This window comes from Pseudolysobacter antarcticus, from assembly GCF_004168365.1.
GTDB lineage: Bacteria > Pseudomonadota > Gammaproteobacteria > Xanthomonadales > Rhodanobacteraceae > Pseudolysobacter > Pseudolysobacter antarcticus.
Genome location: NZ_CP035704.1, coordinates 51,735 through 77,951, shown reverse-complemented (window position 1 = coordinate 77,951; position 26,217 = coordinate 51,735). Strand labels below are relative to the sequence as shown.

At 59.2% G+C, this 26,217-nt stretch carries 21 protein-coding genes; 15 read left to right on the top strand and 6 right to left on the bottom strand.

Annotated elements, in window-relative coordinates:
- Positions 1-277 precede the first annotated feature (277 nt).
- Positions 278-745: a hypothetical protein gene (locus ELE36_RS00455; protein WP_129831219.1), complete on the top strand. Its 468-nt coding sequence runs from the start codon at positions 278-280 to the stop codon at positions 743-745.
- 159 nt (positions 746-904) lie between these two features.
- Positions 905-4,414, top strand: a complete 3,510-nt coding sequence (locus ELE36_RS00450) for an indolepyruvate ferredoxin oxidoreductase family protein (RefSeq protein ID WP_129831218.1) — start codon at positions 905-907, stop codon at positions 4,412-4,414.
- Positions 4,415-4,524: 110 nt separating this feature from the next.
- On the opposite strand, the gene ELE36_RS00445 is transcribed toward ELE36_RS00450, so the two are convergent.
- The gene (locus ELE36_RS00445; protein ID WP_129831217.1) at positions 4,525-4,875 is read right to left on the bottom strand and encodes a DUF3147 family protein; all 351 of its coding nucleotides are present in this window, start codon (positions 4,873-4,875) and stop codon (positions 4,525-4,527) included.
- A 252-nt stretch (positions 4,876-5,127) separates the two neighbouring features.
- Here ELE36_RS00445 and ELE36_RS00440 point away from each other — a divergent pair, with 252 nt between their 5' ends.
- On the top strand, positions 5,128-7,731 hold the full coding sequence (locus ELE36_RS00440) for a DEAD/DEAH box helicase (protein WP_129836523.1): 2,604 nt from the start codon (positions 5,128-5,130) through the stop codon (positions 7,729-7,731).
- A 73-nt stretch (positions 7,732-7,804) separates the two neighbouring features.
- Positions 7,805-8,590 (top strand): NRDE family protein, encoded by a 786-nt coding sequence (locus tag ELE36_RS00435; protein ID WP_129831216.1) that lies wholly within the window; start codon positions 7,805-7,807, stop codon positions 8,588-8,590.
- A 349-nt stretch (positions 8,591-8,939) separates the two neighbouring features.
- On the opposite strand, the gene ELE36_RS00430 is transcribed toward ELE36_RS00435, so the two are convergent.
- Positions 8,940-9,332 carry a YchJ family protein gene (locus ELE36_RS00430; protein ID WP_129831215.1) on the bottom strand — a complete coding sequence of 131 codons (393 nt, stop codon included), beginning with the start codon at positions 9,330-9,332 and terminating at the stop codon, positions 8,940-8,942.
- Positions 9,333-9,592: 260 nt separating this feature from the next.
- On the opposite strand from ELE36_RS00430, the gene ELE36_RS00425 reads away from it, so the two are divergent.
- The 4 genes from ELE36_RS00425 (at position 9,593) to plsB (ending at position 17,828) form a co-directional block, all read left to right on the top strand.
- Entirely contained in the window at positions 9,593-13,012 is a 3,420-nt protein-coding gene (locus ELE36_RS00425; RefSeq protein ID WP_129831214.1) for a S8 family serine peptidase, read from the top strand.
- Positions 13,013-13,170: 158 nt separating this feature from the next.
- Positions 13,171-13,893 (top strand): orotidine-5'-phosphate decarboxylase, encoded by a 723-nt coding sequence (gene pyrF / locus ELE36_RS00420; protein ID WP_129831213.1) that lies wholly within the window; start codon positions 13,171-13,173, stop codon positions 13,891-13,893.
- Between the two features lie 236 nt (positions 13,894-14,129).
- Positions 14,130-15,125, top strand: coding sequence for a hypothetical protein (locus ELE36_RS00415; RefSeq protein ID WP_129831212.1), 996 nt, complete (start codon positions 14,130-14,132; stop codon positions 15,123-15,125).
- 159 nt (positions 15,126-15,284) lie between these two features.
- A complete protein-coding gene (plsB, locus tag ELE36_RS00410; protein WP_129831211.1) occupies positions 15,285-17,828 on the top strand; it encodes a glycerol-3-phosphate 1-O-acyltransferase PlsB in 2,544 nt (847 codons plus the stop codon).
- Positions 17,829-17,862: 34 nt separating this feature from the next.
- Here the strand turns inward: plsB and ELE36_RS00405 are convergent, their stop codons facing one another.
- Positions 17,863-18,069, bottom strand: coding sequence for a YdcH family protein (locus tag ELE36_RS00405; RefSeq protein ID WP_129831210.1), 207 nt, complete (start codon positions 18,067-18,069; stop codon positions 17,863-17,865).
- A gap of 131 nt (positions 18,070-18,200) precedes the next feature.
- Here ELE36_RS00405 and ttcA point away from each other — a divergent pair, with 131 nt between their 5' ends.
- The 3 genes from ttcA (at position 18,201) to ELE36_RS00390 (ending at position 20,928) form a co-directional block, all read left to right on the top strand.
- Positions 18,201-19,100: a tRNA 2-thiocytidine(32) synthetase TtcA gene (gene ttcA / locus ELE36_RS00400; RefSeq protein WP_129831209.1), complete on the top strand. Its 900-nt coding sequence runs from the start codon at positions 18,201-18,203 to the stop codon at positions 19,098-19,100.
- A 113-nt stretch (positions 19,101-19,213) separates the two neighbouring features.
- A complete protein-coding gene (locus ELE36_RS00395; protein WP_129831208.1) occupies positions 19,214-20,131 on the top strand; it encodes a recombination-associated protein RdgC in 918 nt (305 codons plus the stop codon).
- Between the two features lie 41 nt (positions 20,132-20,172).
- On the top strand, positions 20,173-20,928 hold the full coding sequence (locus ELE36_RS00390; protein WP_340642623.1) for a M48 family metallopeptidase: 756 nt from the start codon (positions 20,173-20,175) through the stop codon (positions 20,926-20,928).
- Positions 20,929-20,961: 33 nt separating this feature from the next.
- Here ELE36_RS00390 and ELE36_RS00385 read toward each other — a convergent pair whose 3' ends face one another.
- Together ELE36_RS00385 and hemH are read right to left on the bottom strand one after the other, a co-directional pair.
- The gene (locus tag ELE36_RS00385; protein WP_129831206.1) at positions 20,962-21,789 is read right to left on the bottom strand and encodes an alpha/beta fold hydrolase; all 828 of its coding nucleotides are present in this window, start codon (positions 21,787-21,789) and stop codon (positions 20,962-20,964) included.
- The gene (hemH, locus tag ELE36_RS00380) at positions 21,786-22,907 is read right to left on the bottom strand and encodes a ferrochelatase (RefSeq protein ID WP_129831205.1); all 1,122 of its coding nucleotides are present in this window, start codon (positions 22,905-22,907) and stop codon (positions 21,786-21,788) included. Before hemH ends, ELE36_RS00385 begins: the two co-directional genes overlap by 4 nt.
- Positions 22,908-23,108: 201 nt before the next feature.
- Between hemH and ELE36_RS00375 the strand changes: the two genes are divergently transcribed.
- From ELE36_RS00375 to tatC, 4 genes are all read left to right on the top strand, one after another.
- Entirely contained in the window at positions 23,109-23,795 is a 687-nt protein-coding gene (locus ELE36_RS00375) for a lipid-binding SYLF domain-containing protein (protein WP_425480886.1), read from the top strand.
- Between the two features lie 87 nt (positions 23,796-23,882).
- Positions 23,883-24,110: a twin-arginine translocase TatA/TatE family subunit gene (gene tatA, locus ELE36_RS00370; protein WP_129831203.1), complete on the top strand. Its 228-nt coding sequence runs from the start codon at positions 23,883-23,885 to the stop codon at positions 24,108-24,110.
- A gap of 10 nt (positions 24,111-24,120) precedes the next feature.
- The gene (gene tatB, locus ELE36_RS00365) at positions 24,121-24,504 is read left to right on the top strand and encodes a Sec-independent protein translocase protein TatB (RefSeq protein ID WP_129831202.1); all 384 of its coding nucleotides are present in this window, start codon (positions 24,121-24,123) and stop codon (positions 24,502-24,504) included.
- Positions 24,491-25,252 carry a twin-arginine translocase subunit TatC gene (gene tatC / locus ELE36_RS00360; protein ID WP_129831201.1) on the top strand — a complete coding sequence of 254 codons (762 nt, stop codon included), beginning with the start codon at positions 24,491-24,493 and terminating at the stop codon, positions 25,250-25,252. Before tatB ends, tatC begins: the two co-directional genes overlap by 14 nt.
- Here tatC and ELE36_RS00355 read toward each other — a convergent pair whose 3' ends face one another.
- Positions 25,253-26,032, bottom strand: coding sequence for a BPSS1780 family membrane protein (locus tag ELE36_RS00355; protein ID WP_129831200.1), 780 nt, complete (start codon positions 26,030-26,032; stop codon positions 25,253-25,255).
- Positions 26,033-26,217 lie beyond the last annotated feature (185 nt).

Below are 26,217 nucleotides of genomic sequence, written 5' to 3'. Positions count from 1 at the left end.
AAAGCGCAACAAAAACTCAGCGCGCGAAACGAGATCATCGCGCAAAAGTTTCGATGCGCTATCGCAACATCACTGATCAAACTGTCAACCATCCCCAGTAGCACGGCTAACGATTTTTCGCGACCGTACGCTCATCACAAAAGCGTAGTTTTGCGCGGCGACTGCAGCGGAATGGATTTCACCGCAATGGCACCAACCGGCGATCAATTCAGCGCGTCACATTGCCCGATGGTCGAATCCGAAGTGACGCGCTATCAGCCTTATGGGGAAATAAATCATGCGTAATATTCGTCGCTCCATGCTTGCTCTGCTCGCCCTGCTCATCAGCAGTGTCGCCCTCGTCAACGTTGCCTCCGCCCAGGCCAACGCCTGTGTCAGCCTGCTGGTCGGCGCGGGTTATGCGGCCGAGATGCGCGTCGTTTCGGGGTCATTTCATACCGACTGGTCCAGCTCGTTCCCGATCGGCAAAACGGTCTGCCAGTCGCTCTCCGGCGTCGGCGACGGCAACAAGTTCAGCGTCGAGGTTCATGCCTTGGCCGGCAAGACCAAAACCTGCACCCCGGACAATGTCACACGTGTTGCCGCGAGCACATCCAACGTGACCTATCAGGCATGGGGCTCCACGCTCAGCGTGAAGTGCGAAGAGGCTACGGTCGCCGCTAACGCCGAACGTGACGCGGCGACGATGACGGTCAGTCCCGACGGCCAGAAAGCGGCCGCGACGGCAGGAACAGAAAAACACTAGCGACAACGTTGTGCTTCGGGCTGCAGTGATCCTGTTGCGGTCGCTGCAGCCCGATCTGTTTCAAGCACAACCACCGCGACAAACTACTAAATTCATCACACGCTGGACACGAATGTTAGAATTGGCATTCTGCACTTCGCCAGCTGATGGATTGACTGTATGTCCGTGCCCGCCCCGCAAATCGATTTCGACTACACCCTCGACGACAAATTCACGCGCGCACAAGGCCGCATTTATCTCTCCGGCGTGCAAGCGCTGGTGCGTTTGCCGTTGATGCAACAGATGCGCGACCGCGCTGCCAATCTCAACACCGCCGGATTTATTTCCGGTTATCGCGGCTCACCGCTCGGTGGCCTGGATCTGGAATTGTGGCGCGCCGGCAAACATCTCAAAGCGTCCAACATCGAGTTCAAATCCGGCCTCAACGAAGACCTCGCAGCGACCATGGTGTGGGGTTCGCAGCAGGCCAATCTGTTCCCGGGCGCGAAGTACGACGGCGTGTTTGCAATGTGGTACGGCAAGGGTCCGGGCGTGGATCGCAGCGGTGACGTGTTCAAGCACGGCAACGCCGCGGGCACTTCGAAACTCGGCGGTGTGCTCGCGCTCGCGGGTGACGATCATGCGTGCCGCTCGTCGACATTGCCGCACGGTTCGGAGCAGGAATTTGTCTCGGCGATGATGCCGATTTTGAATCCGGCCGGCGTGCAGGACATCCTCGACATGGGCCTGCTCGGCTGGGCGATGAGCCGCTTCACCGGGCGCTGGGTCGGCTTCAAGACGATTGCCGAAACGGTGGAATCCTCGGCCAGCGTCAACGTCAACCCGCATCAGCTCGATATTCTGCTGCCGGAAGATTTTGTCATGCCGATCGGCGGCCTCAGCATCCGCTGGCCCGATCCGCCGCTGAACCAGGAAATGCGTCTGCACCAGTACGCGATGCACGCCGCGATTGCGTTCGCGCGTATCAACAAGATCGATCGCGTGATGTTCGATTCGCCGCGCGCACGTCTCGGCATCGTCACCACCGGCAAGAGTTATCTCGACGTACTCGAAGCGCTCGAGTATCTCGGCATCGATCGCCGCGCCTGCGCCGATATCGGCATCCGTGTGTACAAGGTCGGCATGACCTGGCCACTCGAGCCCGAAGGCATCCGTGAGTTTGCCAACGGCCTCGAAGACATCATCGTGGTCGAGGAAAAACGCTCGTTCATCGAGGCGCAGATCAAGGAATACATGTACAACTGGCCGACGCGGCCATCGGTGGTCGGCAAGTACGACGAAGCCGAAAACTGGATTCTGCCATCCACCGGCGAACTCACGCCGGCCACGATTGCGGGCGTGATCGCGAATCGCCTCGCGCGGTTTTTCACCTCGGACCGCATCAAAGAACGCCTCGCGTTCATGCACGCGAAAGAAGCCGAACTGGCGTTGCCGCGACCGAACTTTCCGCGCGCCGCGCATTATTGTTCCGGCTGCCCGCACAACAGCTCGACCGTGGTGCCGGAAGGCACGCGCGCGCTCGGCGGCATCGGCTGTCACTACATGGTGACGTGGATGGATCGGCGCACCGACACCTTCACGCAGATGGGCGGCGAAGGCTCGACGTGGTGCGGCCAGGCGCCATTCACCGAAACCAAGCATGTGTTCCAGAACCTCGGCGACGGCACGTATTTCCATTCGGGTTCACTCGGCATTCGGCAGACGTTATCAGCCGGCGTCAACATCACGTTCAAGATTCTCTACAACGATGCAGTCGCGATGACCGGCGGCCAACCGGTCGACGGCACCTTGACCGTGCCGGACATCGCGCACCAAGTACGCGCCGAGGGCGTGAAGACAATCGTGGTGATGTCGGATGACATCGAGAAATGGTCGAAGCCGGAAATTTTCCCCGAGGGCGTGGAGTTCCACGCGCGCGAACATCTCGACAGCGTGCAGCGCCGCCTCAGCGAAACCACCGGCACCAGCGTGCTGATTTTCGACCAGACTTGCGCCGCGGAAAAACGTCGCCGTCGCAAGCGCGGCAAGATGCCCGATCCGGCCAAGCGCGTGATGATCAACTCGATGGTCTGTGAAGGCTGCGGCGATTGCGGCGTGAAGTCGAATTGCGTGTCGGTATTGCCGCTCGAAACCGAATTCGGCCGCAAGCGCAGCATCGATCAATCGAATTGCAATAAAGATTATTCCTGCGTCAACGGCTTCTGCCCGAGCTTCGTCACAGTGCACGGCGGCGCGCTGAAAAAGCGCAAGGGATCGGGCGCGAAAACCGGCTTCGACAGTCTGCCGATGCCGACCTTGCCGAGCCTAACGCAGCCGTGGAATATCCTCGTCACCGGCATCGGCGGCACCGGCGTCGTCACGATCGGCGCACTGCTCGGCATGGGCGCGCATCTCGAAGGCAAGGGCGCGACTGTGCTCGACCAGACCGGCCTTGCGCAAAAAGGCGGCGCGGTAACGTGCCATATTCGTATTGCGCCGACGCCCGAAGATATCCACGCCGTGCGTATCGCCGCGGGCGAAGCCGATCTCGTGATCGGTTGCGACATGGTCGTGGTCAACGATTATTGGGCGTTGTCGAAAATCCGCGCCGAACGCGCGCATGTCGTGCTCAACACCTATGAAGCAATGCCCGGCACATTTACGCGCAATGCCGACATGCAGTTCCCGGCGAAGGAAATCGTTGAAGCGGTCAAGCTCGCGCTTGGCGGCAAGAATCCCGATCTGGTCGATGCCACCGATCTCGCCGTCGCACTGATGGGCGACTCGATCGCGAGCAATCTTTTCATGCTCGGTTATGCGTGGCAGCAGGGCAAGGTGCCGGTGAGTTTCGAGGCGCTGATGCGTGCGGTCGAACTCAACGGCGCCGCGATTGAAATGAACAAGACGGCGTTTCAATGGGGCCGTCTCGCGGCGCACGATATCGCGGCAGTACAGGCGGCGGCGCATCCGCCGGCACCAGTTGCGGAGCGTTCAAACGAGTCCACCGCAATCAACGATCTGCATCTGAGTGAATCGTTGGACGAGCAGATCACACGTCGCATGCGTTTCCTCACCGACTACCAGGACTCCTCCTACGCCGAGCTCTACAAGACGCTCGTCGATCAGGTACGCAGCGCCGAAAAACAGCAAGCCGCCGGCAAGAGCGAACTCTCCGAGGCCGTGGCACGTTACGCGTTCAAGCTCATGGCATACAAGGACGAATACGAAGTCGCGCGCCTGTACACCAACGGCGAATTCCTCAAGCGCATCCAGGATACGTTCGACGGCGACTACAAGGTGCATTTCCACCTTGCGCCGCCGCTATGGTCGCGCCGCAACGACAAGGGCGAGCTGATCAAGCGCGAAATGGGGCCGTGGATGATGAGTGCGTTCAAGCTGCTGGCCAAGCTCAAGGGCCTGCGCGGCGGCACGTTCGACATCTTTGGCAAATCGGCCGAGCGTCGTTCCGAGCGGCAGTGGATCGTCGACTATCGCGCCGCGATGATCGAACTCTGCAACGGCCTGAATCACGACAACCACGCCCTCGCCGTGCAGATCGCCAGCGTGCCGGAAAACATCCGCGGCTACGGTCATGTCAAGGAAGCACATGAAGTGAAAGCCAAGGCCAGCTGGAATCAGTTGCTCGGGACGTGGCGGTTGCCGGTGCTGACAGCAAAGTCGGCGGCGTAGTTTTTGCCTGCACGCAGAGCTGACTTTGGAGTCAGCTCTGCGATTTTATTTCCTCGAAAGCGCCGAAACATTGCGCATGATGGCGTCACCACTCGACAACGTTTGGTGGATCACAATTGCACGCCGAAACGACGCAGGATCGGCAATAAAGCGAGATAGCAGGCTATCGTCGCTGCGACCGAAAGTCCGAGGCTGATCCAGAAATCCAATCCATGCCGCAACAATGCCGGCAGCAGCAAAAACAAAACCAGCGACGGCAACACGAGCCAGAATATCTGGCCCGAAAGCTCGGCAATTTGCGTTGATGTGGCGCCGTCGACATGCAGCCAGACAAACGCCAGCAGCGATGTCAGCGGCAGCGCGGCGAATAGCGCGGCCACGCCCGAACTGCGTTTTGAAATCTCGCTGATCGCGACGATCACGATGACCGAGATCAGCACCTTGACGATGTAATACCACATGGGCTCGAGCCTTCGGTTAGGTGCTGCGTCAGATGCTGCAGATCATAGCGACCGGCCACGCTTGTGCCGGATAAACCATCACGACAAACGCTACTCCGATGCGGCAAGTCGGGAAAGCCCGCAGTCAATCCGCTCACCGCTTTCGCGCAATCGCGCACAAATCGATCTTTTATCGCCGCGATGCGAAAAGTTCGTCCACTTCTGCGCGTATGATAGGAAGTTTGATAACGCCGTAATCGAGCTCTGTTGTTGATGGATCAGGCGAGTTTTCTGCAATTGCTGATGCACGTGGATTGGCGTGCCGCATTCGATGCGGCGACGCTGGCGCGCGCGGATGCGTGTGTGCGCGAACATCGCGTGTCGCAACTGCGTTACCCGGAGTCCGCGCGCGGCAGCTTGCAAGGTGTGGTGCGTGCAAACGGTAATGCGCCGTATCGTTGCAGCGTGAATGTGTTCGAGCCAAACGGGCCGCTCGTGAATAGCTGCACGTGTCCGATCGGCCACGGCTGCGAGCACGTCGCGGCAATCTTGCTCGCGTGCACCGCGTTGTCTCCTGCGCCAGCAGCGGCGGTCGAAATCTTGCAGGTGCAACCGACCCCGGTTTTGCGCCTGCGCAGTCTGCATGCGGCACGCGAACGGCATGGCCGCACGGTGCATGAAATCCTCGGCTGCGCGCATCTGTTTTTCGATTACGCCAGCCACCGCATGCAGCCCGATGAAATGCCGCGAGTGCGTCAACTCGCAGACGGACGACAGATCGAGGTAGTGCCGAATCGCGCCGCCGAACTGGCGGTGTACGAGCGCTTCGAGGAACTCAGCCTGCTCGATGCACAATTGCTCGCGCCGTTGCTGAGCGAAGGTGCCGAGCAACTTGGCGATGGCGATTTTGTGCTTGAGCGCGGCCGCGGCGAAATCGCATCACCTGATCATTGGTTGCCATTGCTGCCGCGACTCGCCAACGAAGGTTTCCAGGTCGAATTCGATGCGAGTTTCCCGATCGAAGTTTTGCCACCGGCGGAAAAATGGGTCGCGGAAATCGACGACAGCGCGGCGCGCTGGTTCGATGTCAGCCTCGGCATCGTGATCAATGGTGAGCGTATCGATCTGCTGCCGATCCTGCGTCGCGCGTTGAGTGATCCATCATTCCCGCTCAAGCCCACCGCGCACGAAGCCGACGATGCGATGTGGCTGGCGCCGCTCGACGAACGGCGTCGCCTGCCGCTGCCGCTGAAGCGTGTGCGCGCACTCATCGCGCCGCTGCTGGAATGGCTGGAAAATTCCAGCGGCATGGCCGATGGCCATCTGCGCCTGCACCGCGCGCAGGCCTCGGTGATCGATGAACTCGCGCGCGGCACCGGCTTGCCGTGGCACGGCGGCGAATCCTTGCGCGAGCAGATCGCCAAGCTGCGCGAACATCATCATGTCGCCGATGCGCCAGCGGGATTTCTCGCGACGCTGCGACCGTATCAGCAAGAGGGTTTGGCGTGGCTCGGTTTTCTCGCCAAGGCTGGCCTCGGCGGCATTCTGGCGGACGACATGGGCCTGGGCAAAACCGTGCAGGTACTGGCGCATGTGCTGGCGCAATATCAGGCGCAAAAAATTTCGGCGCGGCTGCCGACGCTGGTGATCGCACCGACCAGCCTGGTCGCCAACTGGCGCGCCGAAGCCGCGCGTTTTGCGCCGCAGTTGCGTGTGCTGGTGCTGCATGGCTCGGCGCGCGAATCGCAGTTCAAGTTGATCCCGACGCACGACATGATCATCACCACGTATCCGTTGCTGGTGCGCGATCGCGACGTGCTGCTCGAACATGCTTTCGGCCTGCTCGTGCTCGACGAAGCGCAGATGATCAAAAACGCGCAAACGCAAACCGCTAAAGTGGTGCGCGAAATAAAAGCGACGCGGCATATCGCGATGACCGGCACGCCGCTGGAGAATCATCTGGGTGAACTCTGGGCGCAATTCGATGCTGTTGAGCCCGGCCTGCTCGGCAGCGAACGCCAGTTCACGCGTGCCTATCGCACGCCGATCGAGAAACACGCCGATGCTGATACGCAGGCGATGTTGAATCGCCGCATCGCGCCGCTGCTGTTGCGCCGGCGCAAGCAGGATGTGCTCAAGGATCTACCGCCGAAAACCGAAATCCTGCGTCTGGTCGAACTCGAAGATCGTCAGCGCGAACTCTACGAAACCTTGCGTCTGGCACAGCACGATCGCGTGCGTGAAGCGCTCGAACACCGTGGCCTCGGACAATCCGGAATCGTCGTGCTCGATGCGCTGCTGAAGTTGCGCCAAGTGTGTTGCGATCCACGTCTGGTCAAGCTCGATGCGGCGCGTGGTGTCGAGGAATCGGCCAAGCTCGACATGCTGCTGGAACTACTCGATCAACTCGTCGCCGAAGATCGTCGTGTGCTGGTTTTTTCACAGTTCACCGAGATGCTGGATCTGATCGCCGCGGCGCTTGATGCGAGGAAGATCGACTACCTAATGCTGACCGGTCAGACCAAGGCGCGCGCGCCGCTGGTCGAACGTTTCCAGCGCGGTGAGGTGCCGGTGTTTCTCGTCAGCCTGAAGGCCGGCGGCGTCGGCTTGAACCTGACCGCGGCAGATACCGTAATTCACTACGATCCGTGGTGGAACCCTGCGGTGGAAGCGCAGGCATCGGATCGTGCACATCGCATCGGTCAGGATAAATCTGTATTTGTATACAAATTGATTTGCAGCGGCACGGTCGAAGAAAAAATCATGGCGCTGCAGACGCGCAAGGCCGAACTGGCAACCGCGGTGCTCGAAGGTGGCAGCACACAATCGCTGCGTTTCGACGAGGAAGATCTGGCCGAGTTGTTCGGGCCGTTGTAGACGCATTGGTTTGCGAGGTTTATTTTTCTGCTCAGCAACGCATCGTGCCTTCACCAAACTGCCGCAAAAATCCATGTGCCTGATCGCGCTCGCCCTCGATGTCCATCCGCTTTATCGGCTGATCCTGGCCGGCAATCGTGATGAATTCCACGCACGACCCACAACATCATTGTCGCGCTGGAACGATGCGCCTGACGTGCTCGCGGGTCGCGATCTCGAAGCCAGCGGCACGTGGATGGGTGTGTCCGCGCGAGGTCGTGCTTGTGTCGTGACGAATGTGCGCGAACCGTTGCGCCCCGGCGATTTTGCATCGCGCGGTTTGCTCGCTTCCGATTATCTACGCGCAGCTCAGAGCGCTGAGGAATCAGCCCATGCGCTGCTTGCCAAGGCGCCCGGCTATCGACCGTTCAATCTGTTGTTGTTCGACAAACACGATGCGTATTTTGTCAGCAATCGTCCGCAACCAAATACGCAGGTTTTGACGGCCGGAATCCACGGACTTTCCAATGCAACGCTGGATACGCCGTGGCCAAAAATCCGTCGCCTGAAACAAGCGCTGCAGGACTGGATAGCCAAACCTCAAGCGGATTTCGAACACGAAGATTTCGCCGATCTGTTCGCCGTGCTGGCCGATGAAACTCTAGCCGCCGATGCCGACTTGCCGAATACCGGTGTGGGTATCGAAATCGAGCGCCGGCTATCGCCGGCCTTTATCCGCGGTCCACATTACGGCACTCGCGCTTGTAGCGTCATCGCGATCACGCATGGCGGTGAAGCGGTGTTTATCGAACGCCGCTTCGCTGCGGAAGCGGCGTTCGAAGGTCAGACGATATTCCGCTTCAACTACGGAATTGAGTAGCGCGAGTCCTCGCGCCGCTGAGCTCAAGACATGAACTGAAACATTGCCGAAAAACCCGGCGGCGAATCATCCAATCGCGCCTGGATCTCGCTATGCCCGACCACATGCGCGACGAAGCTGCGGATCTGCGGGTAACGTGCGGCCAACCAACGTGCAAATCACCCAAGCTTTATGGCGTTGACCTTCATGCGAAAAATGGCGGATTCAATGAATCTTGCGAATGAATGCGTGATTACAAGACTTGGCCCATCTTGTCTTGTATGGCCCCACCTTGTGCTAAATTCTCATACGGGGAACGGGCCCGATGTGTTGGCAAAATTATCCGCGAATGGAACTGTGGCATTCCGACTCATTTGCGCGGAAATACGCCATCCAGGTAATACCATCGCCCAGCCTCCAGCACGAAGCGACTGATCTCATGCAATCTTTGCGCGCTGCCGCCAGCGACTCGAAAACGCGCGACAAACTCTACCAGCGCCGTGGCCGGACCGGTTTGCTCGTGGCGCTTTATTTCGAGTCCCAACCACATCGGCGAATTGCCTTGGTCGAGATCGAGCGAAATCGGCCGTGTACTCGAATGACAAGTCTCCACCAGATAGCTTTGCAACCGCACCACATACGCGCTGTAGCGCGAGCGCATGAGTGCTTCAGCATCCGATGCGGCAGCTCCGTCATGCCACGGTTGGCAGCATTTTGAGTAAGGCTTGCCGCTGGTACACGGGCAAGAAAATTGTTCGTTCATCGGTGTGGTTACATTCCCTTACAACAAAATTTTTGTTTGCCGGTACTAAATGAAGTGCTGCACATGCCCTGAATGGGTCATGAGCGCTATAGTAGGGGACAAATTTACAGTCGCGACGGCATGAAAGTGGTCGTGCAGAGCTTGGGATCAGTTGGCTTGCAGGGGAAAGTTTGACGGTCTTCGGGAAAGGCAAAATCGGTAGTCGTTAGGTCGAGCGCCACTTGGTGGCGATTCTTGGGTCAGGATCTGGAGGGATATCCATGCAATACACACGATTGACAAAATTAACCGCCGCACTGGCACTCGCGGGAATTTCCGCAAGCGCCGTGGCAATTTCATCGGGGCCGCAGATTCCGCGCTCTGCAACGATCGAAACCACTCAGACTGATGCACAGAATCGTGCACTGTATATCGTGCGTCTGGGCCAGCCGTCGGTGGCGACGCATCTGCGTGCCGAGGCCGCAGCCGCTGCACAGAACGCAGCGCCTGCGAGTGCCAGCCTTGGCAATAATGCCGGCACCAGTTCGGCGGTCAGCAGCAGCGCCGCCATTCCCGGTAGCGCGAAGTTGAACATCAAGTCGCCACAGGCCGTGAGTTATGCGAACCAGTTGTCGGCACAGCAGGGTTCGGTGCTGAGCGCGGCTTCTGCCACATTGCAGCGTCCGCTGAATGCCGAGCAGCAGTACCGTTATGCATTGAATGGTTTTGCCATCCGCCTGACCGCGCAAGAAGCACAGGCTATGCGCAAGGTTCCAGGAGTTGTCGACGTCAGCGCTTCGCGCAACAGTGAACTGAAAACCAATGTCAGTATGGCGTTGATCGGCGCACCGACGGTATGGAATGATCCTGCCCCGATCGGCAACAAGGGCGAAGGCGCGGTTATCGGCATGCTCGATACCGGTTTGAACTTCAGCAGCCCGGCTTTTTCGAGTTTTGAAAACTCCCAGTATTTTCCTTGGTATCCACTCGGCGGCCCGAGCTACCAGTTCACCAATCCGCTCGGCCATGGCAACTATTTTGGCTGGTGTAACGCCGGTCATTATCCGGGCGATGCGGCCGGCCACGATCCTTGCAACGACAAGGTGATCGGCTCGTGGGATTTCGTCAATGCAGTGGCGACCGCCGACACCAGCGCAGTGCACGATAATCCTGGCGCCAACGATCAGGACGGTCACGGCAGCCACACTTCGAGCACCTCGGCAGGTAACAATCGCGGCGCGATCTACCAAGGCGGCAGCTATATCCTGAGCGGTGTTGCGCCCCACGCCAACATCGTTATTTCGCAGGTTTGCTACGACTTCAACAAGCCCGACGCCACCATCGGCAGCACTTGCCCTGATACCGGCAGCATTAATGCGGTCGAAGAAGCCATTCAGGAAGGTATCGTCGACGTACTTAGCTACTCGATCGGACCCAGCGGCGGTGATAGCTCGTCGCCTTGGGATGACGCTGGTCAGGTCGCTTTCCTCTCGGCAGTCGATGCCGGTATTTTTGTGTCCACCGCTGCGGGCAACGATGGCCCCGGCGCTTCCACACTGAGCAATCAGGCACCGTGGAACGCCACCATCGCCGCCACGACCACCAGCCGCCAGTCGTTCAGCAAACAGCTGGTCGTCTCTGGCCCAGGTGCACCTCCGGCCAACGCCAGCAAGCTCTTCACCGCTTACGCCGGCGGCGCGCCGTTTACTTCCGCATTCCCTAGCTCTACACGAGTCAGCGTGAGCGCCGGCTATGGCCCCACCAACGATGGTTGCAGCCCATACGCTGCCGGCACATTTGCAAACTCGATCGCGGTGATCCAGCGCGGTACCTGTGCCTTTGTTGTGAAACAGCAGAATGCTTCCGATGCCGGTGCAGTTGCCGTGATTATCACCAACAATCGTGCGGGCGCGATTGGCGGCATTGTGACCGTGGTCGGGCTGCCGATTCCGGTGTTCACCATGTCGCAGGCCGATGGCAATGCACTTGCTGCGTTCTCCACCACCAACGGCAATACAACCACCGCGTCACTCGGCACCACCGGTGTTGCGGTTCCGGGTATAGCTGACCAGGTCGCCAGCTTCAGTTCACGCGGCCCGACCAGTCAGGTCAACGTCTTGAAGCCGGATATCGGCGCACCGGGTGTAGACATTCTCGCCAGCTTCTCCGGCGACTCCACCGCCGTTGGCGAAGACAGCGGCACCTCGATGGCGACCCCGCATATCGCTGGCTCAGCGGCACTCGTACACGTGGCGCATCCAAGCTGGTCACCACCGGAAATCAAATCCGCCTTGATGCTGACGGCCAAAAATACCGGTCTGCAGACGCAAGCAGCTGATGGTTCGGTATCGCCGTCGACACCGACCGATGTCGGTTCGGGTCGTGTGCAGGTGGATCAGGCTGTGCTCGCCGGTTTGGTGATGAATGAACTCGGCGTCAACTTCGCTGCGGCAAATCCGGCGGCAGGTGGCGATCCTCGCACCCTGAACCTGGCCTCGCTGTACGATGAAAACTGCGTCGGGCATTGCAACTTCACGCGCAGCTTCAAGGGCACTGCAGCCACCGCAACGCAGTGGAGTGTTGCTGTTGGTACGGATGCCGGTGTTACCGCAACGGTCACGCCGAGTACGTTCACCGCGCTGCCGGGCGTCAACAAGGCCGTCAAGTTCTCCATCGATACTTCTGGCGTCACCACGCCGGGCTGGTTCTATGGTGAAGTTACCTTGACCCCGTCCGACAGCTCACCGGTGCTGCATTTGCCGGTAGCAGTCAACGTTGCTGCACAGCAGATTGAGGTCGATTCGACCCCGATCACCGCCAGCGTCGCAGTGGGTGGTACGGCTACCGGTACGCTGACCATCAACAACGTGGGTGGTGTGCCGCTTAACTGGGAAATTCAGGATAGCGGTTCCGCCGAAGTCGAACCGGTTGCTCAGGTTGGCAACAACAACAATGGTTATTCCTCGGACAAGTTCCTCGGTGACAGCTCGGATATCTATAACGCCGACGACGTCAGCCTGTATGGCACGCACTCCTTGGAATATCTGGTGGTGGAAGGCTTTACCCAGCCTGCCATTCAACAGATTGCGACAGCGAACAGCGTAACGTTCAAGATCTATTCGGATGCGAACGGCGTGCCTGCGGGCAATCCGGATGCAGGCAGTGCCGGCGAGATCTACAGTTGCACACGCAGCACGCATGCCAGCGACCCAACCAATGCAGGCCTTGCTACCGGTGGTCGTTACGACACTGTGCAGCTCGATGTCTTCACGGCCGCCGACAATGGCTGCCCTGCCGCGCCGACCCTTGCTGGCAAATACTGGGTAGTGGTTTATCCGACCTTCGCCGGCAACAGCACCGGAACGATCTGGTATCGCCAGCAATCGGTCAGCGGATCGGGCTCCACGCCGGTATCGATCTCACCGAGCAGTGGTGATACTGCGTGGGCCGCAATCATCAACGGCGATGCTCCGCTGAATGGTTTGGCGATGGATCTGTATACGTCGGCTAGCTGCGGCGCACCGTGGCTCTCGGTCGCTCCAAGCTCTGGCACGGTAAATGGTCAGGACAGTGGCACAACGACGGTCACCTTCAACGCCACCGGACTCGCAGTCGGCAAGTACAACGCCAACGTCTGCGTCAATTCGGATGACGAGAACAACCCGTCATTGGTAGCGCCGGTAGTTTTGACGGTTCATTGATCGATACAGGCAGCGTTCGCGCTAGCTGAAAAACGCAAGGCCACCCGAGCAATCGGGTGGCCTTTTTGTTACGTAAAATTTGCCGGAACCGATTTGTTGGGTCGCGGCAATCGGTGCCACTACACTACCCATCTTCATTCCAGACCGAGATCGTTCGCATGGCTTCGACAAACCTTATCCCCACCCGTGAACGCCTGATTTTCGCGCTCGACGTTCCGAGCAAAAGCGACGCCCTGGCGTGGGTGGAACGGCTCGGCGATGCGGTGATTTTCTACAAGATCGGCATGGAGCTGATCACCAGCGGCGAATATTTCGAGGTACTACGCGAACTGGATGCACGCGGCAAAAAAGTTTTCGTCGACCTGAAATTTTTCGATGTGCCGGCGACGGTGGCTTCCGCGGTAAAAGGCCTGACGCGTTATCCGGTCACGTTCTGCACCATCCACGGCAATAACGCGATGATGCGCGCCGCGGCGGAAGTGAAAGGCAATATCAAACTGCTGGCGGTGACCGCGCTGACCAGTCTCGATCAACGCGATCTGGACGATCTCGGTTTCGAGTGCGATGCGCAGACGCTGGTGCTGTCGCGTGCCAAGGCCGCGCTCGAAGCAGGCTGCGATGGCGTGATCACGTCGGGGCTGGAAGTGGCAGCATTACGCGCCCAGGTCGATCCGCGTTTGATTGTGATCTGCCCGGGCATTCGTCCGATCAGCAATACCGACGACCAGAAGCGCACCGTGGACGTGGCCGAGGCGTTTGCGCTCGGTGCGGATTACATCGTGGTCGGGCGCCCGATCCGCAATGCCGAAAATCCACGCGATGCCGCAGAGGCGATTCAGACAAGCGTTGCCGAAGCATTGGCGAATCGCCAAAAAATATAAATGATCTAAAAATTCATTGTGTTGGAGTCGCATACTTAATGTGTTGCATTAACTATGAGCGCTAAGTATTATGGCGCTGTCGACACAAGTTCCCCCTCCGGTTAATCACCGGACGTTACTCAGATGGCCGCAACGGCCATCTGAGGATTTTCCCCGGTCGCATCCCGCGCTTGCCAATTGCACGCTCACTGCCTAGAGTGCGCCATTCTCAATCCATAACGTGGGGACGGCTCGTCATGTCAATCAAACTTACTCGACTTTCGCTGGCACTGGCATTTGCCTGCGCCGCTATCGGTTGCAACCAGCAACAGCAAGCCGCCGCACCGGCAGCTCCCGTGGTTGCGCCTGCCGCAGCAACGCCGGATGCGGCCGTCAAAGCCGCCCTGCAAGCCCTGCGTAGCAACAACATCGGCGCCCTGCTCGATACCACGTTGCCAACCGCACAGTTGGCCAAAATCAAGGCGGATTGGAACAAGGATCTCAACAAGGATCCAGTAACCGACGAAGATCGCAAGAAATTCGCCGAAGGTGTCGCCAAGCTCACCGCGCCGGATGCCGAAGCCAAGCTGTATGCCGAAATCGAGCCGAAGCTGAAAGAAGCCGATGCGCAGATGGCGCAGCAAATGCCGATGATGATCGCGATGGGCCAGGGCATGCTGCAGAGCTCGGTACAGCAGAGCAAGGATCTCGACGACAAGCAGAAAGAACAAGCCACCGCAGCGATTGCCGCCACGGCAGCGTGGGCGCAGAAGGTCAAGTTCACCGATCCCGCGCTGGTCAAGCAGGCGATCGCCGTGGGTTGCAAAACCGCACGCGACGTCAATGTCAAAACCCTTGATGAAGCACGCGCCCTCACCTACGATCAGGGAATGCAGAAAGCCGGCATTGTGCTCGGTGGCGTGAAGCAGGTTTTCGAGGTTTACGGTTTCTCGATCGACAAGACTTTGGATTCGGCCAAGGTCGAAACCGTGGCTAACCAGGGCGATGCCGCCAAGGTCAAGCTCAGCTACACCTTGTTCGATACGCCGCTGTCATCCGATAGCGACATGGTCAAGGTCGATGGCCGCTGGTATGGCAAGCAGGCGCTGGAACAGTTCAACAAGATCAAGCAGGAAGCTGCTGCTGCCGAAGCCGCGAAAACCGCCCCTGCAGCGGCAACACCCGCTGCCGAACCTGGCAAAACTTTCCAGCCGGCCGATGATTCCGGCCTCAAGCCGGCTGAGAAAAACTAAGCACGGCGATTGCAAACAACAGCCCGAGGCCACTATCCGGCCTCGGGCTGTGTCGTGATCCGCTCGGACGCCGCCACTGCTCAGTGCTTGTGTTGCCGTTGATGCAGCCTCACTGACGTATTATCCGCATCTGTCAGCCGCGTTCGCCCTATGTCGGTCATGGATCAGCCTTTGATCACCGAATCCTCTTCGTCCACTGTCGCGCGCGCGCCCTGGTGGATGCGCCTGCTGGGCGCGTTATTCAAGTCGCGCATTCGCATCCGTCGCGAACCCGTCAATCCGGCTGCCACATTGCTGCAGGCGCTGCCGGTGTGTTACGTCACCGAACGTTATCGCCTGTCTGACCGAATCATCCTGGAACAGGCGTGCCGCGAAGCCGACCTGCCTTCGCCGTTATTGCCCTTTGTGCTCGGCGATTTGCGCAAGCCACGCGCAATGTTTGCGCTGTCGCGCCGCAAAGGCTGGCTGATCGGGCGCAGCTCCCCGCGCACGCATTCCGAAACGCTGGCGCAATTGTTCGAAGCCTTGCGTACGCATCCCGAACTGGATGTGCAACTCGTGCCGGTTTCGATTTTCGTCGGCCGCGCGCCAGATCGTCAGTCCGGCTGGTTCGGCGTGTTGTTCTCGGAAAACTGGGTCGTGGTCGGTCGTTTTCGGCGTTTGCTGGCGCTGCTGTTGAACGGCCACGATACGATCGTGCAGTTCTCCACGCCGGTGTCGTTGCGCCAGGTGTTGAGCGACGAGCAGGACGCACCGAATACCCTGCGCAAATTCTCGCGCGTTTTGCGTGCGCATTTCCGGCGCATTCGCGCGGCGGTGATCGGCCCGGATCTGTCGCATCGGCGCACGCTGGTGGATACCGTGGTCAATGCCGATCCGGTACGCGCGGTAATCGCGAGCGTGGCGAGCAAGGAAAACCTCACGCTCGAACAGGCGCAAGCGCGCGCACGCAGCTACGTCTGGGAAATCGCGGCGGATTATTCGCATCCGGTGGTGCGCTCCTTGTCATTCCTGCTGACCAGTTTCTGGAACCGGATCTACGACGGCGTGCGCATGAATCATTTCGAATCCCTGCGCACCACCGCGCCTGGGCACGAAATCATTTACGTGCCGTGTCATCGCAGTCATATCGATTATCTGCTGCTGTCGTATCTGCTGTACCAGAACAAACTGGTGGTGCCGCATATCGCTGCCGGCATCAATTTGAACCTGCCGGGCTTGGGTTCAATCCTGCGTCGAGGCGGTGCGTTTTTCATGCGTCGCAGCTTCAAGGGCAACGCGCTGTATTCGGTGGTATTCAACGAATACGTTAGCCAGCTCGTCGAGCGTGGTGTGCCGATCGAATATTTCATCGAAGGTGGCCGTTCGCGTACCGGGCGATTGCTCACGCCGCGCGTCGGCATGTTGACGATGACGGTGCGCGCGTTCCTGCGCGCGCCGCGCCGCCCGGTGATGTTCCAGCCGGTCTACGTCGGCTACGAAAAGCTCATGGAAGGCAATTCGTACATGGGCGAACTTTCCGGCAAGCCCAAGGAAAAAGAATCCTGGCTCGGCCTGCTGCGCTCGTTCGGCGTGCTGCGGCAACGCTACGGCAAAGTCGTGGTGAATTTTGCCGAACCGATTTTTCTCGCTGACCTGCTCGATAAAAGCGCGCCCGATTGGCGCGCTGCGGTCGCGCAGAATCCCGACGACAAACCGGAGTGGTTCAACGCAACGGTGGCAAAGCTCGCCGACAAGATCCAGACCAATATCAACCGCGCCGCCGACGTCAATCCGATCAATCTGCTCGCGATCGCGTTGTTGGCGACACGCAAACACGCGCTGGCAGAATCGGATTTGCTGGTGCAGCTGGAGCTCAGCAAGGCGTTGCTGAACACGTTGCCGTATTCGGATCGCGTCACGGTGACTGCACTCACACCGGCCGAAATCATCGCTTACGGCGAACGCATGCAGATGATCCAGCGCGTGTCGCATCCGCTCGGCGACGTGCTGCTGTGCGAAGGCAAGAACGCGGTATTGCTCTCGTACTTCCGCAACAACGTACTGCATCTGTTCACGACATCGGCATGGATTGCGTGCTGTTTTATCAATACCCGCCGCATCACGCGCGCCTCGATTCTGCGCCTCGGCAAGCTGATTTATCCGTTCCTGCAGGCCGAACTTTTCCTGCCGTGGAACGAGGACGAATTTGTCAGCCGGATCACCGCCACGATCGAATTTTTCGTCGGCCGCGGTTTGCTGCAAAGCGAGTCGGAAGGCCGCACGCTGAGTCGCGCCGCCGGCCAGAGCGATACCGCATTCCAGCTGCGCACGATCGCCCATAGTCTGCTGCAGGCGTTCGAGCGTTATTACATCACCATCGCCTTGCTGGTGAAAAACGGGCCGCGCACCTTGAGTGCTGGCGAGCTGGAAAATCTTTGCCACCTGACCGCACAGCGCTTGTCGCTATTGCACGAAATGAACGCGCCGGAATTCTTCGACAAGAGCCTGTTCCGCAGTTTCATCCAGCAACTCAAGCAGCGCCGTGTGGTGTGGAACGACGAATCCGGCAAGCTGGATTTCGATGCATCACTCGAAGTGGTCGGGCGCGATGCGAAGCTGATCCTGAGCCGGGAAATTCGCCACGGCATTCTCAAGCTCACCGATGAAGGTCGCAGCAGCTTGGCGATCGAGCCGACGACAAATCCGCCAGCCGCCGAATAATCTCTAACGTTCAGCATCACCGCGAAGCAGAGCTTCACGCGTCGAGGTCGGGAATCAGCTTGCTCTCGATGTAGCCGATGATGTCCTTGATCCGCAGCTTGCGTTTTTTCAGCCGTTTCAGGCGCAACTCATCGCTGGCCGGATGCGCCGCCAAATGGATGATGACCTCGTCCAGATCGCGATGTTCGACCCGCAATTCGGTGAGCTGCTGCACAAGTTGGGCGCGATCAATGTTGCTCATGCAAGCTCGTGGCGATGACGTGCAGCGAGTTTAGCGCCGCATCGGGCGCGCGAACAGCATGCCGTTTGCAGGTGCCGAAACAGCGGCATTCGGTCGTACAATATCCGGCTCATACCCCTTACCGATCCGCCATGTCCGCCGTGTTGCACCAACAGGAAACCAATGCCCACAAACTGGCCAAGCGCTTGCGCCGCCAAGTCGGGCAGGCGATTGCCGATTTCCGCATGATCGAGCAAGGCGATCGCGTGATGGTGTGTTTGTCCGGCGGCAAGGATTCGTATGCGATGCTCGATATCCTGCTCGCGCTCAAGACCAAGGCACCGGTGAATTTCGAGTTGATCGCAGTCAATCTCGATCAGAAACACCCGGGGTTTCCGGCGCATGTCCTGCCGGATTATCTGCGCGCGCTGAACGTGCCGTTTCATATTCTGCGACAGGATACCTACAGCGTGGTCAAGCGTGTGATCCCGGAGGGCAAGACCATGTGCGGGCTGTGCTCGCGGCTGCGGCGCGGTGCGTTGTACGAATTTGCCGAGCGCGAAGGCATGACCAAGATCGCGCTCGGCCATCATCGCGACGACATCGTCGAAACCTTGTTCCTGAACATGTTTTATCAATCCAAACTCAAGGCGATGCCGCCGAAACTGCAATCCGACAATGGCCGGCATGTGGTGATCCGGCCACTCGCGTATTGCAAGGAAGACGATCTGGCCGCGTTCGCCGAGTTGCGCCAGTTTCCAATCATTCCGTGCAATTTGTGCGGCTCGCAGGAAACCCTGCAGCGCCAGGCGATCAAGGAAATGCTGGCCGACTGGGAGCGCAAGCAACCCGGTCGTATCGAGAATATTTCACGCGCGCTGGGCGATGTTGCGCCGTCGCAACTGGCGGATCGCAAGCTGTTCGATTTTGCCACGCTCGGTGCGCGCGATCCGGGCACCTCGCTTTCGGCGTCGGACTGGTTGCTCGGCGACGGCGCGGAATCGGCCGATGCCGAAATCGATGCCGGCCAAAAAATCCAAGCGATATGCTGATCTCATGTTTTGATCTCGTAACGGCGTAATCTGCGTTGCTGCGCTACCGCCATTCTGCCGCCCCGATAATCCGGGTTCGGTAACCCTTCTGTTTTCCCAAGAGTCTGAGTCTTATGTGGTTTCGCAATCTGACCGTGTTTCGTTTCTCCGAAAAAGTCTCCGCCTCGCTCAAGAATCTCGACGAAAGCCTGGATCAGGCGCGTCTGCGTCCGTGCGGGCCGATCGAGCTTTCCACGCGCGGCTTTGTTTCGCCATTGGGCCGAAATGAGGAAAAACTCGTCTATCGTGTGGGCGAATTCGCTCTAATCACGGTAGGCAGCGAGGACAAACTCCTGCCTAGCACCGTAGTCAACGAAGCGCTGGCGGTGAAAATCGAGGCGATCATCGAAAAAGAAGGCCGCCGGATTGGTGCCCGGGAACGTAAGCGGTTGAAAGAAGAGGTTTTTACCGATCTGTTGCCACGCGCGTTCATACGACCGTCACGATTGCATGCTTATCTGGACAGCAAGAACGGCTGGTTTGTCGTCGATAGCGCCAGCCGCAAGCAGGCCGAGGACGCGGTAACCCAGGTTCGTGAGGCTTTGGGCAGTTTTCCGGCGATTCCCGCCAGCCCGGAAGAGGCGCCTCGCGTGCTGATGACGGACTGGCTGATTAGTGGCAAGCTACCGCCAGGCCTGACTTTAGGCGACGAATGCGAACTGCGCGATCCGGCGGAATCCGGCGCGATCGTCCGCTGCCGGCGCCAGGACCTTGAAACCGACGAGGTACGGGAGCACATCAAGACCGGAAAACAGGTATTTCAGCTCGGTTTGACGTTTGAAGATCGTATAAGTTTTGTGCTGGGCGAGGATGTCGTGCTGCGCAAGTTGCGCTTCCTCGATCAGGTACTGGATGAGCTCGGCGAGGATTCGCGCGAATCTGCCGCCGCTGAACTGGACGCACGTTTTGCATTGATGACTTTGGAGCTGGAGCGCCTGCTGGCGCGTTTGCAGGAATGGTTTGGATTGCCCCGGCCGATCGATCCCGCATGAGATCGAACCGCCGGGTACAGGGTTGAAACGAAACAATGAGCATGACCGGCCAAGACGATTATCTGGAGTTATCCACGCCCAGCGGCGGCGCGATCAAAGTGCGGCGCTCGTCGCACCCGCGCGCGCGGCGACTGCGCCTCACCGTAACCTCCAGCGGCGCCCATCTGACTTACCCGGAAGGTACACATCCGGCGCAGGTGTTTGCGTTCCTGCGTCAGCACGGCGAATGGCTGGAAAGCAAACTTGACGAGCTGCATCTGGACCACGACGGCCCGCCGCCACTGCTGCCGGGCGCGCCGACACTGATTCCGTTGCGCGGCGAAACCACGCAACTGATCTGGCGCCAAGGTGTGTATCCGCGCATCGAACTCGTCGATGACAAACTCGTGCTGACCTTGCCGAAACCGCATAACGAGCAAAGTCTCGGTGCCGCACGTTCGTTATTGCATTCGTTCCTGCAAGCGCAGATTCGTCGCGACGTATCGCGCTGGTTTGCGCGTTACACGCCCGAGCTGAATCTCGCGCCGACCGGCCTGCGCATCAAGCCGCTGAAAAGCCTGTGGGGCAGTCTGGACAGTCGTGATTGCGTGACCCTTGATCTCGCGCTCGCACTGGCGCCGCCTGAAGCGCTGAAATACGTCGTCGTGCACGAGCTGTGTCACTTGCGTATCCGCGATCATTCACCGCGTTTCTGGGCGTTGGTCGCATCGCTGTATCCCGACTGGAAAACCCAGCGCGACTGGCTCAAGACGCGCGGCCATGCGTTGAAGGCGGAGCTCGGTCGGCTTATCACTTGACTGTGACTGCAATCGCAATCGCGATTCGGGATTTCAACGCAACAAAGGTGCTACTTGCGCCGGCTGTTCCAGATGCAAATGGTGCGAGCCTGGCACATGAATCACTCTTATGTTTTCGACCGCAGCGATGCGTGCCTGCATGATCTCGGCTTTGAAATACGGCATCGGCGGATCCGCCATGACCAGCACAATCGGCGCGCGAATGCCGCGCAGGATCGCGAGAATTTGCGACTCGGAATAACGCAGCGGCGATGCCAGCATCAGGCGCGAATCGGACGACCAGCTGAACCCGCCTTCGACCGATTTGATGCCACGCTCCACCAGCAACTCCGCCGCTTGGCGCGATAGTCCGTTGGCCTTGATGCGCGCCTCGATCGCGGTTTCGATATCCGGAAATACACGCAGGGTTTTGGCCGCCGCGCTTTCGCGTTGCAGCAACGCGCGTTGCAATTGCGCCACGGTCTGATCCTGCTCGGCGGTGGGCGGCCCCAAACCCTCGATCAACAACAGGCGCTCGACGCGCTCGGGTACTGCGGCGGCAAAAATGCTCGCGATACTCGCGCCCATCGAATGTCCAAGCAGGCTGAATTTCAACCAGCCCAGTTGGTTGACGACCTCAAGCACGTCGCTGACATGATCGACATGGTGATACCAGTTGCCCGGCGCCCGATGATCCGAGCGGCCGTGGCCGGCGAAATCCAGCGCGACGATGTAATTCTCGGCCAGCAACGGCGCGAGGCCGGCAAAGCTCGCGGCGTTATCGAGCCAGCCATGCAAGGCCAGCATCGGCGGATTCGCCGGATCGCCCCAGGCCTTGGCTGCGAGCCGACCGAACGCGATATCGATGACGAGCTCGGTCATGCGCTTTTTTCCACATCGTGAAAACGCGCCGCGGCTTGCGCGCGTTTTTTGGCATCGTCCTGGGCCGACCAGTCAACATCGAATTCGGGCCAACCCTGGGTGTGGCGCAAGACCAGTTCAGCCATTGCGTCGATATGCGGCGCGGTCGCATTCAGCGCCGGAATATAGTCGTAACGCTCGCCACCGGCACCGAGAAAAAGCTCGCGATCCTGCATCGCGATTTCCTCGAGCGTTTCCAGGCAATCGACCGCAAAACCCGGACATACCACCTGCAGATGACGCACGCCTTGCCCGGCCAAGTCCTTGAGCACGACATCGGTATACGGATGCAGCCAGCGCTCGCGCCCAACCCGCGACTGGAAACTCACAAGGTATTGCGAACGATCCAGCTGCAGGCGCGCGGCCAGCGCCTGCGCGGTGGCTTGGCACTGACAAAAATACGGATCGCCCGCACGCAGATAACGCTCGGGAATACCGTGGAACGACATCAGCAGACGTTCGCCACGGCCATGCTCGTGCCAATACGCTTCAATCGATTTTGCGAGCGCTTCAATATGCGCTGGTTCGTCGAAATATTGATTGATGAAACGGATTTCCGGCGGCCAGCGCAGGTCGGTCAGGGTTGCGGCAACCGCATCGATCACGCTACCGGTCGAGGTCGCGGAATATTGCGGATACAACGGCAATATCAACACACGGCGCACATTCGCGCGCATCAATTCGATCAGCACATCGGCCACCGCGGGCTGGCCGTAACGCATCGCCAGCCGGACCTGGATCGGACCGCTGCGCAGCGTTTTCAGTCGGGCGTCCAGCGCGTCGGCGAGCGCCTGACTGTTGAGCAATAACGGCGAACCTTCAGCCGTCCAGATCTTCGCGTAGGCATGCGCGGATCGGCGTGGACGAAACCGCAAAATCACGCCGTGCAGAATCAGCCGCCACAACCAGCGCGGCAATTCGATCACGCGTGGATCGGCGAGAAATTCCGCGAGATAACGGCGCACCGCGCCCGGCGTCGGCGCCTGCGGTGTGCCGAGATTGACCAGCAATACCGCAGCGCTTGCGAGCGAACCGTGCTGATATTTCGCATTCCCGAGATAACGTCGTGTTGTCAGCATAAGAAGGCATAATCCATACTCAGACGCATAGTGTAGTGCTTCGGCCAAATCGTGACCGCGCAGTCTGCCGCAATCGATGTGAAGCAACTATCTCGGAACGCCGCGGCTGGATAATTTCGATTGGCCACGCGTGATAGCAACACTAGGTTCATCTGCATATTCGTAATCTAAACCGCCCATTCTTGCCATCGGAGACTCATGATGAAATTGTTGTCGCGCCTCGCTCTGCTCATGCTGTTTCTGACCACGCTATTCAGCGCACCGGCACGTGCTGGCGAAGATGAAAACAAGCGCGCAAAAGATGCGGTGCGGGTGCTCAAGGAAGTGATGATGGCACCGGACAAAGGCATCCCGTCGAACCTGCTCAAGCGCGCGTACGCGATTGCGGTGATTCCCGATGTGATCAAGGCCGGTTTTGTGATTGGCGGGCGCCACGGCGAAGGTTTGATCGCGGTAAAGTCGGCCGATGGCACGTGGAGCAATCCGAGTTTTGTCAGCATGACCGGCGGCAGTTTCGGATTTCAGGTCGGCGTCTCATCGACCGACGTGGTGTTGATCTTCCGCACCCAGCGCGGCGTGGATAATATCGTGCATGGCAAGTTCACCCTCGGCGCCGATGCGTCGGTCGCGGCGGGTCCAGTCGGTCGCGATGCGCAGGCATCCACCGATGGTGAACTCAAAGCGGAGATTTTTTCCTACTCGCGCAGTCGCGGCCTATTCGCCGGCGTCGCGCTGGATGGGTCGGTGATCGCGATCGACAACGACTCGAATCAGGATGTGTATGGCCAGGGCGTCACACCGCGCCGCATCTTCGAAGGCGGTGTCACCAATGTTCCCGGTGCGGTCGTTGACTTCCGCGATCGCCTGGAGGAGTACACTGCACGCTGATGCGTCATCCCGACGCTGATGTGTGCGTTGAAAGTATCGAACGGCGGCAGTTGCCGCCACACGGTCGACGCAGAAAAGTGAGGATTTATGGGCGGTTTTAGTGGTTGGCATTGGATTATCGTGGCGCTGGTCGTGGTGCTGGTGTTCGGCACCAAGAAGCTCGGCAATATTGGCGGCGACGTAGCATCGGCGATCAAGAGTTTCCGTAAGGGTTTGCAGGACGACGACAGCCATCCGCCGTCGCAGCTGAAGGCCGATCCGGAGCCGGTCGCAAAGCCCGCGACCAGCGACGTCAAACGCGACAACGTGCCGTAAGGTCAGTCGCATGTTTGATTTCAGCATGGGCGAAATCGGCATCATCGCGGTGGTGTCGCTACTCGTGCTCGGCCCCGAACGCATGCCGAAAGTCGCGCGCACGACCGGTGCGTTGTTGCGCAAGGCGCGGCAGAGCTGGCAGAACGTGCGCAACGATATCGAGCGTGAATTTGCCGCCGAAGAACTCAAACGCAACCTGAAAGAAACCGTGCAGTCGATTGATCCACGCCCCGCCATGAACGATGCGATCAATGGCACGATGCAGGATATTCATGGTTCGATCCACCCCAATCCGGCGCCAGCGGTAAGCGAAACCGCAATACCGGATCACGGCGCGAACGAGGTGTTGCCGAACTCGACCACAAGTCCGCCACGTCACGATGAGCACGCCTGAACCTGAGGGCGAGAGCGAGCCCACGTTCTTATCGCACCTGATCGAACTGCGCGAACGTCTGCTCAAGGCAGTGGCGACGATCTTGCTGATATTTGCGGCGCTGATGCCATTCGCCAACAAGATTTATTCCTGGCTGGCGAAGCCACTTTTGTCGCGTTTGCCGGCGGGCGGGCAGATGATCGCGATCGATGTCGCCTCGCCGTTTTTCACGCCGGTCAAACTCGCCTTTTTTGTCGCCGTGTTCGCTGCGATGCCAGTGCTTTTGTATCAGGCCTGGGCGTTTGTTTCGCCGGGTTTGTACAAACACGAAAAGCGCCTGGCGATGCCGATTCTGGTTTCGAGCGTCGCGCTGTTCTACGGCGGCTGCGCGTTCGCGTACTTTCTGGTGTTGCCGATGGTGTTTGGTTTTCTCGCCAGCGTCACGCCCGAAGGCGTCGCGATGATGACCGACATCGGCCATTATCTCGACTTCGTGCTAGTGATGTTCCTCGCGTTCGGCATGTGTTTCGAAGTGCCGGTGGCGACCTTGATCATCGTCCTGCTCGGCTGGGTCACCACCGAGCAATTGAGTACCAGCCGGCCGTATGTGATCGTCGGTTGTGTCGTGGTCGCCGCGTTGCTCACGCCACCGGATGCCTTGTCGATGCTGATGCTGGCCGTGCCGATGTGCCTGCTGTACGAGGTCGGCATCATCGCGGCGCGCCTGCTCGCGCGCCGCGCAGAAAATTCCAGCCGGGTTGCCGATTGATCAGACGGCTGGCGGTTCGCTAGGCGGTGTTGGCGGCGTCGGTTCCGTCGGCGGCAAGCTCATGACACTGCCGTAGACGTTCTGATAAGCCGCATAATTTGCGCAAGCCAACACTGGCATCAACACCAGCCAGCCGAGAAACAACGGTATCGCCGCAACGATGCTCAGCACGATCACGATCAGGCCGAATATCAACATCGGGCCGATATTCGCGAGCACCGCATTCAGGCTGTCTTTCGCAGCTACGATCGGATCACCGCCTTCGAGCATGATGCGCGGCACCGCAAAAAACATCAGCGCGGACACCGCCAGCTTGATCACCATGCTGAGTAGAACCCACAACAAACCGCCGCCAAGCAGCGCACCCACGGCTAGGCCGCCCGAGTTTGTCGCACCGCCTATCGCCGCTGCGCCGAGCGCGCCGCCGAGAAACAAAAAGCCGAGCACCAGGCTCAACACCGCGCCGGCCACCGCGATCAAACTCAGGATGACGAGCGGCGACAACTTGCTCGAATCCTGAAAAGCACGGAACAGATGATTCAGGTCGATGCTGCGCCCCGCGTCCTGTTCGCTCGCGGCATGGATCATTCCGGCATACAGCAAGGTGCCGAGAATCGCTGCGGCAAGCTGGCCGAGCAACGGAATGAAAAACAGCAGTACAAAGATCACGAAGCTGACCAGCGCCATGAGAATCCACACGCCCGGATTCTTGCTGAAAATCTCCCAGCCTTTACTCAGCCACCCCACACTATTGTTCACATCGACTTGGCGAAAACTCATTTCGATCGTCCTTTCACAGCGCGGATTGTCCGCAGGATAGTTTCATCGGCAAGCATAAATTGCATGGCTCACGCGCGCCAGCACTCCGGCAAGATTGAACCGGCACGACCAATCGCGGGGTTTCGCACAAGCCGGTTCCGATGTATAAATGTGTACTCAGGGGGAAGAAAATCAGCCATAGGAGG